The organism is Flavobacterium jejuense (genome assembly GCF_006491595.2).
Lineage (GTDB): Bacteria > Bacteroidota > Bacteroidia > Flavobacteriales > Flavobacteriaceae > Flavobacterium > Flavobacterium jejuense.
The window spans coordinates 32981-45988 of record NZ_VEVQ02000007.1; the positions used below are offsets into that span (position 1 = coordinate 32981).

At 27.3% G+C, this 13008-nt stretch carries 14 protein-coding genes; 9 read left to right on the forward strand and 5 right to left on the reverse strand.

From position 1 onward, the window contains the following. Positions 1–5: 5 nt before the first annotated feature. The gene (locus FIA58_RS11625) at positions 6–395 is read left to right on the forward strand and encodes a response regulator (protein ID WP_140962661.1); all 390 of its coding nucleotides are present in this window, start codon (positions 6–8) and stop codon (positions 393–395) included. Between the two features lie 109 nt (positions 396–504). Here FIA58_RS11625 and FIA58_RS11630 read toward each other — a convergent pair whose 3' ends face one another. The 5 genes from FIA58_RS11630 to FIA58_RS11650 all read right to left on the reverse strand — a co-directional run bounded on the left by FIA58_RS11630 (position 505) and on the right by FIA58_RS11650 (position 7445). After that, positions 505–1362, reverse strand: a complete 858-nt coding sequence (locus FIA58_RS11630; RefSeq protein ID WP_140962662.1) for a thiopeptide-type bacteriocin biosynthesis protein — start codon at positions 1360–1362, stop codon at positions 505–507. A gap of 144 nt (positions 1363–1506) precedes the next feature. Further along, positions 1507–3690 carry a lantibiotic dehydratase family protein gene (locus FIA58_RS11635; RefSeq protein ID WP_140962663.1) on the reverse strand — a complete coding sequence of 728 codons (2184 nt, stop codon included), beginning with the start codon at positions 3688–3690 and terminating at the stop codon, positions 1507–1509. 523 nt (positions 3691–4213) lie between these two features. Next, a complete protein-coding gene (locus tag FIA58_RS11640) occupies positions 4214–5344 on the reverse strand; it encodes a mycothiol transferase (protein WP_140962664.1) in 1131 nt (376 codons plus the stop codon). Between the two features lie 80 nt (positions 5345–5424). Then, a complete protein-coding gene (locus tag FIA58_RS11645) occupies positions 5425–5607 on the reverse strand; it encodes a hypothetical protein (RefSeq protein ID WP_140962665.1) in 183 nt (60 codons plus the stop codon). A 134-nt stretch (positions 5608–5741) separates the two neighbouring features. After that, positions 5742–7445: a helix-turn-helix domain-containing protein gene (locus FIA58_RS11650; protein ID WP_140962666.1), complete on the reverse strand. Its 1704-nt coding sequence runs from the start codon at positions 7443–7445 to the stop codon at positions 5742–5744. 597 nt (positions 7446–8042) lie between these two features. Between FIA58_RS11650 and FIA58_RS11655 the strand changes: the two genes are divergently transcribed. The 8 genes from FIA58_RS11655 (at position 8043) to FIA58_RS11690 (ending at position 13002) form a co-directional block, all read left to right on the forward strand. Further along, complete coding sequence (locus FIA58_RS11655) at positions 8043–8339, forward strand: hypothetical protein (protein WP_140962667.1); 297 nt, start codon at positions 8043–8045, stop codon at positions 8337–8339. A 39-nt stretch (positions 8340–8378) separates the two neighbouring features. After that, entirely contained in the window at positions 8379–9125 is a 747-nt protein-coding gene (locus FIA58_RS11660; protein ID WP_140962668.1) for a GLPGLI family protein, read from the forward strand. Positions 9126–9369: 244 nt separating this feature from the next. After that, positions 9370–9561, forward strand: coding sequence for a hypothetical protein (locus FIA58_RS11665; protein ID WP_140962669.1), 192 nt, complete (start codon positions 9370–9372; stop codon positions 9559–9561). 27 nt (positions 9562–9588) lie between these two features. Beyond that, positions 9589–9783, forward strand: coding sequence for a hypothetical protein (locus FIA58_RS11670; protein ID WP_140962670.1), 195 nt, complete (start codon positions 9589–9591; stop codon positions 9781–9783). A 17-nt stretch (positions 9784–9800) separates the two neighbouring features. Then, complete coding sequence (locus FIA58_RS11675; protein WP_140962671.1) at positions 9801–10352, forward strand: hypothetical protein; 552 nt, start codon at positions 9801–9803, stop codon at positions 10350–10352. Continuing rightward, positions 10333–11280, forward strand: coding sequence for an ATP-grasp domain-containing protein (locus tag FIA58_RS11680; protein ID WP_140962672.1), 948 nt, complete (start codon positions 10333–10335; stop codon positions 11278–11280). The genes FIA58_RS11675 and FIA58_RS11680 overlap by 20 nt, the downstream gene beginning before the upstream one ends. A 278-nt stretch (positions 11281–11558) precedes the next feature. Beyond that, complete coding sequence (gwsS, locus tag FIA58_RS11685) at positions 11559–12644, forward strand: grasp-with-spasm system SPASM domain peptide maturase (RefSeq protein WP_140962673.1); 1086 nt, start codon at positions 11559–11561, stop codon at positions 12642–12644. A gap of 190 nt (positions 12645–12834) precedes the next feature. Further along, the gene (locus FIA58_RS11690; RefSeq protein ID WP_165928909.1) at positions 12835–13002 is read left to right on the forward strand and encodes a hypothetical protein; all 168 of its coding nucleotides are present in this window, start codon (positions 12835–12837) and stop codon (positions 13000–13002) included. Positions 13003–13008: the final 6 nt, after the last annotated feature.

The window sequence follows — 13008 nt, forward strand, 5'->3', positions numbered from 1 at the left end:
AACAAATGAAAAAACTAAAGCGAATTATGTTGGTTGATGATGACCCCTTTACTAACAAGTATAATGAAATTGTTTTGAATCAGATGAATGCCTCTGAAAATATTGTCATCTTCCAGAATGCTAAAGAAGCGCTACAGTATTTAGACGAAATGAAAGAGGAGGTCAATTTAATTTTATTAGATATTAATATGCCTATTATGAATGGTTGGCAATTTATTGAGCATTATGAAAGTTTAGAAAAAGAGAAGCAAACAGCTATTGTGGTAGTTATGCTGACTTCTTCGATGAATAGTGATGACAAAAAAAGAGCATTAGATTTCAAATCGATAAAGAAATTTATCAATAAACCCATGACTGCTGGATTGGTAAAAGAGATTTTAGCTCTTTTTGAGTAAGGTGTATTTACAGAAAGAGAGTGTCAATAAAATCTAAAAAGTCTTTGTGTTTTTTTGTATTTTTTTTGAAAAGGGTCTGTGTGTTTAGTTTTTAAATTAGCATTCTCTTTTATTCTTTTTTCTTCATAAAAAGACATCTCTTATAGTACCTATATAAATGATCGTAAATGAGTAATTCGTATTCTCTTTGTCTAGAAGTAAATTGACGGTTGAGCATCATGTGAACGTGACTGCTTAAAAAAGAAGATAAGTCTATTTCTAAATGGGTTTTAATTTCAGGGATATAGTCTTTTATTTTTTCGTTTTTTAAAAGAATTACATCATAAATAGGAGCTAAAGTGTCTGTTTTTTGAAAAGACAAAAGAGCATCCAATTCTTTTTCGATGTTGCGATAATTTTTATCGAATTCTTTTTTTAAATTTTTATCGGCTTGAAATTCCGTTTTAAAAGAAGATTGCCAACGATCTAATAATTTCATTTTTTCTTCTTTAGATAGCAAAAACAAATTTAGAAATTGGTCCACGGCCAAAAAACTAAATAAAATGGAAGTAGTCTCGTTTTCAAAATGAGGTTTTAAGCTAATATAATCTAGAATTAGTTCGCTATCGGCTTGAAAAATAGATTCTGAGATTTCATAAGTAGTAGCACCATAACGTTCTATTTCCCTTGCATAAGTATCAGTTTGTATCTTCCAGATGAGGTTTTCTTCTTGTAAAGGAGTTAGAATTTCCTGTATGTGTTGTATGACTAGCCCTAAATTTTCAGGAGTACTGATTTTAAATCGCAGACGAATATGTGAATCAGGATCATTATATCGAATAAAAAACCATTTTGAAATGAGTTGGTTTTCGATAAGAAACTCAATTTTTTCTTTCAAATTATCGGTAAGAATAAAATCGGCAGTCTTTACACCACAATAGATTTTGTAATACAACCATTCACTTCCTAAGCTAAATGTTCTTTTCATATACTTTTATTGGAACACAGATTAAACGGATTCTCGCTGATTTTTTAATTTAATTATTGTCACACTAATCTTGTCTAAGTGCAATTTTCAATTTCAAAAACTTACAACCTACAACCTACAACATAGAACTGAAAATAGACAACATTACTCTCTATAAAACGATACTATAAACTGATTGGCATAATTGTTATTTTCCTCGTCTTTCACCACACTCTCATTGGTAAACAAAAATTCTTCTAAAAGAACTTTTCCATTTGATTTGGCTGTTTTTTGCATCATTTCAAAACAGATTTCTTTTTCTAGATTAATTAATAAGGTATTATCTCCATTAACGATAGTTACATATCTTGGAATTTGTTTTTTAGCTTTCCACTCTTCAAAATTAGTCCCAAAAGCAATCGTTTTTAATTCGTCATGATAGACATACCATTTGGCTTTGGCTAAAATCACTTCTTTATAAACTACTCTAGGGAAATTGTTGTAATGGTGCTTTAAAATTCCCCAATCAAATTTATAAACAGGATGCGTATTTTGTCCTTGTAAATCGCATAAAAACTGATAAATAGGTAAAGCGTTACTACTATAATTGTGAGCGTTAGACAGACAAGGAATAATAATTTTGTTCAATTGTTTCGATTTTAAAACAATATTTTTATTGACTACCGAAATCAGTAAATCTTCAATCTCAATTTGTTGTTCTTTAGGGGCTATACTATTGGCTAAGTAAGGAATTTCGTAAGTTCTTAATAAGGGTCTTCTTAAAACATTTCCAGTTCTCGATTCTGGAAGATGAGCTATTTCAGCTAAAATACTAGTAGGATGTAAATGAGCTTCTTTGGTAACAATTTCTTTGGCTAAATCATGAATAGTTGCTTCACCGTTACAAAAACGACCTATTAACTTAGTTGCACTAAAATTGCCTAACGAATCCAATACAAGGGTTTCTTGATCCAGTTCCTGAAAGATTTCAATCATTGCTGAGAAAGTAGGAGGTAAGAGGTTGTTATTTGTGCTGAAATCTTTAAAATCCTCGTCTTTTAAATGTAAAACGAACTCATTGGTTGTAACACTATGCCTTATTTTTTCTTCTAACAAATAATCAAGTTTACTCCAATTCTCAACAGTTGTAGTGCTGTTGTGTTGTTTAGCAATTGAAAACGAATCCAAGATAGGATGCGAATCATTCATTCGATATCCTTGTAAATAACCTATTCCTACTTCAGAATCTAATACTATAGCAAGAGGCATTTCTTTGGTTTCATACCTATTTAAAAAAGCTTTTTTAAATGCTTCTAAGTTGGCATTTGTGGTTTTGCTTTGCAAACGCTCTAAAAACGAAATGGCTTGTTGGAGTTTTCTAGCAATAGTAGTGTTTACTGTAGCGGTTTTAGTTTTTATGTGTAAATCGGTTTGTAAAAGGTACTTTTCATCAAAATCAATTTCTAATTGTTTTACTTTCTTAATTATTTCTGTTGAAATAGTTCGATGGGCATTGATGTTGTTCTCTAAAACTATTAACTTTTCACTTATTTCTTCTAGTAGTTGTGTTTTTTTTGCTACCGAAGGAATGGGCTTTAAAATAGCAAGTACTCGATTAATTTCGTCATCACCCGTAACAGTAGCTTCTAGATTGCTTACTAATAGTTGATTGTCTATTAATTCATGAATAAAAGAAGTCGCTTCCTCACGTTCTGCTTCGTTATCGATAATTAAAGAAACTAATTCAGAAACACTTTTACCTGTTTTACAATGTTCTAAAATAAGCGTTACAAAAGGATTTTTTCTAACAGCAGCAATAGTATGTTCGCGTCTTTTATTTACAAATTTATATTCTACATAGCGATAAAAAGAACCAATAGAATACAAAGAAGAATTAGGAAAATAAACTAATTTCTCTCTTACTTGAGTTTCTTTTCCCAGTTCTTGTAACAGATGCGTCCAAAACTGCATATCAAACTGAGTAGGAATGCTATAGTTTTTTTTATGAAGTAATCTTACGTTTGTTTCGTTTGAAAAATGCCCTGTGTTACAACCAGCAAACAATCCAAAAGGAGTAGCTCTTGATGTTAGGCGGGCGATGTATTTAAGCAAAGATATTTCAAGTTGCTTTACTTGATCGACTCTATGATGTAATGGATTGCTTCTGTGTTTTTCTAACTCACTTAGTAATTCTGGTGAGGCTAAGGCAATGGCATTTTTTACATAGGCATTGTTAAGGGTTTCAAAAACGGCTTCCTGACTGTACTTTTCTAATAATGAAGTGTAATAAGAAACGGGTAATAAGGGTGTTCTTAGTACAAAAGTAGGGAAAGTAGAAAAATTATTCATAAAAGGGTAAATTCTAAAATCAATATCAGAAAATAGTATTGTGTTATGCTGTCCCGATATTTCGGGATTGTTTCAGCATCTTATTTTATTATTTTATAAATTATACTTTGTGCTTCAGCAAGGCAAGTTTTTGAAACCAATGTGCTTTTTAAACACAAACAACACCCACAAACTTGTCATGCTGTAAAGGATCTCATTCGCAACTCAGCAAACAAAATCATTTTAACATCTTTCCGCAAACTAATTCAATCTACGAAATCAGCGTGCTTTTTTAAACAGAATACTTACACGCAAACTTGTCATCCTGTAAAGGATCTCACTCGTAACTCCACAAACAAAATCATTTTTTATTTTCTTATACCAACGGATTAAAATCACGTTGCTACAACATGAGTCGTTCCTATGGGCCTTGTGTTTTTTACCCGAAAGCTAGTTCAATCTGCAAAATCAGCGTGCTTTTTAATCACAAGCTACATCCACAAACTTGTCATTCTGTAAAGGATTTTATAAGTAAGTTAAAAAACTAATTCTTAATAGGTTGTTCTAATTTCACTTCTGGTTCTGGTGGAATTCTTTTCTTTAAAAATAAGATTTGCCCTAAATGACTTGATTGATGTTCCATAACGTGAAACCATCCGAAGAAATTATTCATGCCACTTTTTTCATGAACTTCCATTAACCAAGCATCATCTCGTTTTTTTAATTCAGCTATTGTTTTAGCTCTTACTTCATTAAAAATGTCTAAATAATATTGTGCATCATGACCTCTTAATTCATCACGACCGCCTTGGTCTAAATCTAAAGGTACTTCCCAGATTTTTTTCTCTTCTTCATTAAATTCCCTGTTTTCAAAAGTATATACTTGATAGAATTTTTCAGCTGCCGCTAAGTGCATGATTAAGGATCCAATGCGATTAGCTTTGTCATCGTGAAGATAATCTAACTCGTATTGGCTCATGTTTTTCACTTGGTTTTCAACTCTGTCTTTTAAATTATCAAGCATAGCAATTAAAGTTCCTATTTGAGGAGAAGCTTCTTCAACTGGTTTTATTTTTCTTGTATCTTTATAAATAATACCTTTGCCTTCAATCAATAAAGCCTGTTTTCCTTCTACTTTGTCAGTAGAGGATGACATGTCAAATTCTTTAATTTTAACGAATTTATCATTTATTTTATCCAAATCCCATCTTGGTATACTTTCTTTTTCTACCTTCTTTTCAAATCCTCCATTAGAAATAGATACAGATTCTAAAATGCCCTTATCATTTTCAATATATAGTTTAAAATCATCAAATAAAAATTGACCATTATTTACAGAAAAACCTCCGTATTCTATACTCTTAGTATCAGTATCAATAGTCCCTTCAACTACGTAATTATGCCATTTGTCCGATTTAATAGGTCTATCATTCATGTTGTCAAAGAAACCATATTCGTTATCTTTTTTTATGGTGGCTACCCATAAACCAGCCCATGCCATTTTATCATCTGTGACCACTTTTACAGATGCCTCAACTTTAAATTTCTTAGTAGTTTTTGATTCAATATTTAAGGTTTGGGTAAAAGAAGCCCAATATCTAGAATATTCTCTTAATTTTTGTGCATTACTTGTAGTAGAAATAAATAATACCAGTAATAAGATAATTTTTTTCATGTTTTTTATTTGTTTTTGTTTATAATTCTTTACTATCCATAACTACTTATAATTTAAGTAAAGAATTATAAACAATAATTTTATATTCCTATGAAATCTTTTAATAAGCAACTAAGACTTGAATTATCCTTATCTTTCACTTTATCCCCTCCTGTATCAGTATTTGTAGCGTCTCCTGTACCTCCAATAATAGTTCTTTGATTTTTTAACTTTGCTATTTCAAATTTTTCTAAATCAAATTTTTTATTTTCTTTTCGTTTCATAATATAATTATTTAAATTGTTCGATAACAAATATAGTTTTGATTTTTAAAAACTCTCTTAAGAAATACAAAGTATTACACGATATTCAGGAATGTCTTGTTGTGGTAAAGTGTAAAGTATTTAAAAACAAACTGTTAAAGTTCTCTTAATTCTTTTATAAAATATGAAGGTTTTAAGCCTGTGCGTTTAAAAAAAGCTTTAGAAAACGATTCTGATGTATTAAAACCTACGTCTTCTGCTATGGCAGCAATTGTATACTTACGAATTTCTTTATTGTTTTTTAATTCAGAAACTGCGTAATCTACACGTAAATCGTTTATATAATTAGAAAATGATTTTTGTTTTTCCGCATTGACAACGATTGATAGATATTTGGAATTGGTTTCCATTTGTTGAGCTAAACTTTGCACTGTAATATTGGGTTTTAAAAAATGTTTTTGTTTTTCAAAAATCATTAATTGGTCTGCTATATTTTTAACGATTTCAAATGCAATTCCTAAACTATCATCTTTTCTACTCTCTTTATTATTAATTTCCACCGCATCTTTTTCTTCATTTTTATTTTTTTGTTCGTTCATCAATACTTCAAAACGCTGTTTGTATTGCTTTTTTTGCTGTGTTAATCGTTTCAATAATACCAAACTCAATGTAACTCCAAAACCAAGTAGTCCAATAATCCAATAATTTGTTTTTTTATCTTGATTTAAACTATTGATAATAGACTCTTTTTCTTGTATTAATATTGGAATTTCATATTCAGTTTTAAGTTTTTTACTTAATTCTTTATAATTGATTTGAAAAATACTGTCAATACTCATTAATGCATTAAGATAATATAGTTGCTTTTCTTTGTCTCCTTTCTTTTTATAATGCTTGATTAGATAATGATAGCCATCCACAAACTCAGGTGTTAAATATTTTGATTGTTTATATACACTATCTATTTTTTCATAATTCTTAACTGTTTTATCAATTTGTTTCAACCCTTGAAATGATTTAGCATAATAATAATAGGATGCAATTTGATTTATTTTGTCGTTATACTTTTTCATTAAAGGTAGTGCCTTATCAATACTATCAATTGCTGCTTTATAATTTTTCTTTAAATATTGATTAGCTCCTTCATTTAAAATAAAAAAAGCTAATAATCTTTCATTATTACTTTTTAATGATTCCACATATCCTAATCTGTTATAAAAAGATGTTGAATCTATATTTTTTAAACTCTTATATACATCAGCTATTGCAAAAATAGATCTTAAATAATCTTCATAAAATGCATTATTTAACTCCTTGTTTTCTCTGTAAAACACATAACATTCCTTGTATAAGACTAAAGCATCGTAAGGTTCCCCCATATCTTCTGATTTTAATAAAGCAATGGAGTATTTTGATTTAAAGACATAATCTAAATCATTATTCTTTTTAGCCCAATTTTCAGCTTTAATATAATTTTCTAGGGCTAAATTAAACTCTCTTAATATATCTAACTTAACAGCTTTTTCATAAAACGCAATCATTGGAAATTTCTCATTACTTTCTTTTTCAGAATAATAGGCTACACTGTCTAAATATTTTATTGACTCATGAGAATCAAAAAGCAAAGATGTCATATAATATCCTTTAGCGATCATCAATTGACTATCACTTTTTTTAGCTTTATTTAAAAATATTCTTGCGTATTTTTTTTGCAGTTCCAAATTACCTTCGGATTTAGCAAAATTTTGTAACAATTCTTTAAATGTTATTTTTTCTAAGGTTATTTCATCCACTTGAGCATGTAAAACGAAGAAAGAAAAGAAGAAAACGAAGAAAAAATAAATAAAATATTGTTTCATTTTTGTAAAATATTATTTCATTCAAAAGTACTATATTTCAAGACTTAACATAGTTTTTTGTTTGGAAAATATTAAATAACGTATCGTAATTCCTGAATGTCGGGTTACTTTGTTTGCAAACCTTAAAAAACTCCTCTAGTTTTGAAATCGAAATAAAGAATTTATATATATGCCTATTTTTAGAACTAAAACCATTATTATATGCCAGACATAGATTTTATATTACAACTCATTTTAATTATAACTATTCTTGTAATATTATATTATCTAATTAAGGTTCTTAAAAAAATCTTAGAGTTTTTAGATAAGTATGAATAAGATAAAAGAAGAAGAGTAATTACTGCAACCACCATTTTTAAAATATAGTTAACCACTATGAAGGGATTGACTCAGCTGCTAGTAACCCTTTAAAAAAAGACGAGCGAAATAGGAATTAATAGACTTTCTGAAACAAAACTATTAGGCAAGAATAAAGAGAAAGTTGGCTTTGTTGTTGTTTTAAGTAAAAACCAACTATAAAAAAACAGCCATACCTTAAATAAATGTTTTGACGAACACAAAGTATGACTGTAATTAATTTAATTAAATAACAAATTTATGAAAAAATTAGTATTTGGCTTAATTGCTACCGTTTTATTCACTTTTACTGGTTTTGCCAGTGATAAAGTCTTATTAAATTCAATCATTACTATTGAAAATAATGAAATGTTTATAAATAGTACTTACAAGACTACGTTAAAAGACAATACACAAATGTCAGTTGAAGAATTAAATAGTAATGTGTTTTTTGGTTGTTTGTTAAAAGTAACTTTAGTATTTACTGACGGAACTTCTAAAGTATACTATGTTGAAGTAGAACAAAGTTGTGAAGAGTTTTTTGCTTCCATTAAATAAATACTTATTTTTAGTAATTACTAAATTCACAAAAAAAACATGAAATTTCTTCAAACTTTATTTCTTTTTGCTCCTTTACTTTGCTTAGCTCAATCTGTTACAATTATAGAGTATGACGTACAAGTAGGTCTTCTACAAAGACAGGGTAAACTTGTAGTTTCTAGTAGTTATGAATACAATTATTATTTTGAAGTGGCAAAAAATGAAAACACTAATGTAGAAATAAATGAAACTAATAATGAAAAAAATATTAATAAAGTTTTAGGAAGTAAAGACGAAAAGAGAATTCAATTGTACAGCAAAAATAGAGACACTCTTTATAATGTAGATTATATTGATAAAGAAAATATCGTTTGTTATGAAATTGCAAAGAATATTAGTTGGGAATTTTCAGATGAGACTAAAGTAATTTCTAATTATACATGTAATAAGGCAACTGCCTTTTTTAGAGGAAGAAAGTATACAGCATGGTTTACGACAGAATTACCTATTAATCAGGCACCATGGAAATTTAATAATCTACCAGGTTTAGTATTACAAATACATGATGATTCTACTCAATTTATATGGAGTGTAAGTAAAATAAACTTTAATCTAATAATAGATAGTTATAGTATAAATAGAAAATTAAATAAAATTTCTTTAAAAGAATTTATTACAAGAAGTGAATTGGAAAACAATAAATTAAGCGATCAAGCTATGTTGAAGTTTACTCAGAGAGGTGCTAAAATAATTAAGAGTGAACACATAAGAGGTAGAGAGTTAAAATTTGAATGGGAAGAATAGAACTCAAAAATATAGTTGGCCACTATGAAGGGATTGATTCAGCTGTTAGTAACCCTTTAAAAAAAGACGAGCAAAATAGGAATTAATAGACTTTCTAAAACAAAACTATTAAGCAAGAATAAAGAGAAAGTTGGCTTTGTTGTTGTTTTTAAGTAAAAACCAATTAAAAAAAAACAGCCATACCTTAAATAAATGTTTTGACGAACACAAAGTATGACTGTATTAATTATTAATTTTAAAAATTATGAAAAAAATAGAAGATTTTCAAAAGGAAAAATTAAACGCTGATTTAACAATTATAACTGGTGGTAGAAATGATCCTAAAAACACAAGTACAACTTGGGTGACAGGTGTTTGTGATATTCACCATGATACAAATGGTAATGATCAAATAGATCCAGGAGAATGCGTAGACATTGTTAAATGTGAAGAATAGTAAGCAACAATTTAAAATAAAAAAAATATGGAATCATTAGAATATTTTAAAAACAATAAATTATCAAGCAAAGATCTAAAAAACACTAGAGGTATGCGTGCAGAACCAAAAGTATATGAAACTGGTGCATTTATAGATGATAATGGAACTAAAGAGGATGTCCATTATGACAACGATGGAGATGGAGAATTAACCCCAGGAGATTCAATATGTTGGAATTAAAAATTAAAAATAACAAGGTGTCAATTTTCAAAATTGATGCTTTGTTTTTAATAGTAAAGCTATTTTATTTTATATTGGTAAGTATTTTTTTTTCCTCTTGTTCCATATTTAGAACAGATGCAAGAAAAGATAAATTACTTAAGCGTGATGAACCAATACTAATTGAAAAAACAGAAAAATTAGTACAAGCTGACCAAGAGAATAGGAATCTTTCTAAGTTGTATAAAAAGAAAAACCTAAACAATATGCTAAACATGGATTCTATATCTTATCTACATTGGAAAGATTCTATAAGAGCACTTCAACAAAAGATTGATTATAACAATACCATTGAACTAATTAAGCTTACGAAAAAGTATGGCTACCCCGATAATTCTAGAATATCAAAAAGTTATTCTACTTGGCTTGTTTTTCAGCATTGTCCAGTAAAGTTAAAAAAAAGAGTAAAAAAAATTTTAATTAAGGAAAATAAAAAAGGAAGATTTAAAAGTGAGGCAACTCTAAAACTATTAATGTGGCATTTAAATGGAAGGAAAATGGAGTTTTTTAATGAAATCAAAAAAAAATAAAGAAATAATTATTGTTTCTGAAGATGATGACAAATCTACAAATCTTGTAATAGAGTGGTTACATGCTTATGGCAAATCATTTAAAAGATATAATGACGATTCCTTTTTTGATTTATCAATTTTTCTAAATAAAGATCTAAAAAATGTATTAAAAAAATATAGTAATAATGTTTTTTGGATTCGTAGAGGAGGCTTAAAATTTTCGCCTAATTTAATAAGCGAGACTTTTTTTTACAATCATATTAAAACTGAAGAAAAGGCAGTAAAATATTTTTTTGAAAAAATGCTTTATTTAAATAGAAAAATTTATGGATCATCCTATTTTGAGAAAGAAAATAATAAAATAAATAATCTTTTTTTAGCAAGAGAATCTGGTTTGAAAATTCCTGATACATTAATAACAACCTCTAAAAAAGAGTTGAACCTTTTTTTTAATAAATATGATAGCATTATAAATAAATGTATTTTTCACCCAATAAGATTTAACATTGATGAAAATTATAAAATACAAGGATCAGGAACAGTTATAGTTGCTAAAGAAAATATTGATTTTTTTGATGATTTTTTTTCACTCTCATTTTTTCAAGAGTATATTGAAAAACAATATGAAGTAAGAATCTTTTTTTTAAAAGATTTTTTTTTCTCAATGGCAATTTTTTCTCAAAATGATGAAAAGACAAAGATTGATTACAGAAATTATAACCGTGAAAAGTCTAATAGGAATATACCATTTGAATTACCTAGAAAGATTAAGAATAAAATAAAAAAATTTATTAAAAAATCAAAAATTGATACAGGATCTATTGATTTAGTTGTAAATAATAAAAATGATTTCTTTTTTCTTGAAATAAACCCTCAAGGTCAGTTTAATTGGGTATCTGAAACTTGTAATTATTATATTGAAAAGAAAATAGCAGAAGAATTATAACTTAATGTTTTCAATAAATTAGTAAAATTTAATAAATAATTATACCATTTAAAACAATGAAGATTAAAGATTCCCTTTTAAAAAAGCTACAAATAGATTTCCAGTATAGTAAAATAATTAAAAGAGACGAATTAAAAAATTCACCTATTATAAATTCTCGTTACACAAATTTTTATAATGAAAAATCAAAAACAACTGAAAATTTTCATAGACCAATATGTAAAATTTTTTCGTTAAATGAAACTGATTTTAAAGAGGAGTAAAATTTGAATAAAGTTATGATAAAAGAAAATGTTTTTTTACTACATTCTAATTGTATGCCTGTTAAAGGTTACAGAAGAAGCATAATATGTGATCTTCAGAGGCACGAAATTGAATTGATTCCAAATGATTTATATGAAATTCTTTCAGAATTTCAGGGTAAAACCATCAATCATATTAAGAAATTTTATAAAAATAAATATGATTTCATTATTGATGATTATTTTAGTTACTTAGTTAGAAAAGAATATGTTTTTTTTACTAATACGCCTCGCTTTTTTCCAAAAATGAATTTAGAATACAATTCACCATTTGAAATTACTAATGCAATTATTGATGTTACTTATAGTTTGAATTTTCTTGCTTTAAATGAAAATATCATAGATCAGTTGATAAAATTGAAATGCAAGCATTTTGAGATTAGGATTTTTGATAAATTTTCAATTGAAGATATTATTTCATTATTAAAAATGATTTCAGTTAAAGATGATTTCTTTTTTCAATTGGGACTATATGTAAAATATTCTAATGAAATGGATTCGAAATTTTTAAAAAACATATTAAAAGAATATTCATTCATAAATTATATTATTTTATATAATTCTAAAGTTAATGAGTTTAAAAAGTTTCAAGATTTAGATGATAGATATGTAGTTCAAATTAAAGAAAATTTTTTAAATGAAAAAAGTTGTGGTAAAATAGATAAAACATTATTTATATCTAATGTCAAGACATATACAGAATCTCAAAGTAATAACTCCTGTTTAAATCGTAAAGTTTCCGTAGATAAAGAGGGTAACATAAAAAACTGTCCATCGATGTTACAACACTTTGGTAACATAAAAGATTGTACAATTGAAGAAGCTTTAAATCATAAAGATTTTAAAAAGTATTGGAATATTACAAAAGATCAAATTGATGTTTGTAAAGATTGCGAATTTAGATATGTCTGTACTGATTGTCGCGCTTATATAGAAGAGCCTGATAATCCATATTCAAAACCTTTAAAATGTGGCTATAATCCTTACACTAATATATGGGAAGAGTGGAGTACAAATCCTTTAAAGCAGAGAGCTATAGAACATTATAATTTTTTAGAGTAATTTATAAAATCACTAAACATCTTTATTAATTATTTCATGTAGAAATAATAATAAATAAGATCAGCAAAATGTAGTGTTTTGAAGTTACTAGTCCTGGTGTACAAATGGCAGCAGGATATGGTTGTCATAGGGTTTGTAATGGTACTCCCTACAACCAAGTATTTTAATACAAACTTAAATAAATAATATTATGAAAAATGGAATCTTTTTAATAATAATCGGAATGGTATTAGTTTTGATTGGAGCTGGTTTAAAAATTACTGGTAATCTTGAAACATTATATAATATTGTTTTTATTCTGGGATTTATATTAGAAACAATTGGCGTTGTTATTATCATTAATAAGTATAAGAAATAATTGTCT

What these genes read in the sequence shown, in the direction of transcription:
- FIA58_RS11625 (WP_140962661.1), top strand. Translation starts at nt 6, where the DNA reads ATGAAAAAACTAAAGCGAATTATGTTGGTTGATGATGACCCCTTTACT.
- FIA58_RS11630 (WP_140962662.1), bottom strand. Translation starts at nt 1,362, where the DNA reads ATGAAAAGAACATTTAGCTTAGGAAGTGAATGGTTGTATTACAAAATC.
- FIA58_RS11635 (WP_140962663.1), bottom strand. Translation starts at nt 3,690, where the DNA reads ATGAATAATTTTTCTACTTTCCCTACTTTTGTACTAAGAACACCCTTA.
- FIA58_RS11640 (WP_140962664.1), bottom strand. Translation starts at nt 5,344, where the DNA reads ATGAAAAAAATTATCTTATTACTGGTATTATTTATTTCTACTACAAGT.
- FIA58_RS11645 (WP_140962665.1), bottom strand. Translation starts at nt 5,607, where the DNA reads ATGAAACGAAAAGAAAATAAAAAATTTGATTTAGAAAAATTTGAAATA.
- FIA58_RS11650 (WP_140962666.1), bottom strand. Translation starts at nt 7,445, where the DNA reads ATGAAACAATATTTTATTTATTTTTTCTTCGTTTTCTTCTTTTCTTTC.
- FIA58_RS11655 (WP_140962667.1), top strand. Translation starts at nt 8,043, where the DNA reads ATGAAAAAATTAGTATTTGGCTTAATTGCTACCGTTTTATTCACTTTT.
- FIA58_RS11660 (WP_140962668.1), top strand. Translation starts at nt 8,379, where the DNA reads ATGAAATTTCTTCAAACTTTATTTCTTTTTGCTCCTTTACTTTGCTTA.
- FIA58_RS11665 (WP_140962669.1), top strand. Translation starts at nt 9,370, where the DNA reads ATGAAAAAAATAGAAGATTTTCAAAAGGAAAAATTAAACGCTGATTTA.
- FIA58_RS11670 (WP_140962670.1), top strand. Translation starts at nt 9,589, where the DNA reads ATGGAATCATTAGAATATTTTAAAAACAATAAATTATCAAGCAAAGAT.
- FIA58_RS11680 (WP_140962672.1), top strand. Translation starts at nt 10,333, where the DNA reads ATGAAATCAAAAAAAAATAAAGAAATAATTATTGTTTCTGAAGATGAT.
- gwsS (WP_140962673.1), top strand. Translation starts at nt 11,559, where the DNA reads ATGATAAAAGAAAATGTTTTTTTACTACATTCTAATTGTATGCCTGTT.
- FIA58_RS11690 (WP_165928909.1), top strand. Translation starts at nt 12,835, where the DNA reads ATGAAAAATGGAATCTTTTTAATAATAATCGGAATGGTATTAGTTTTG.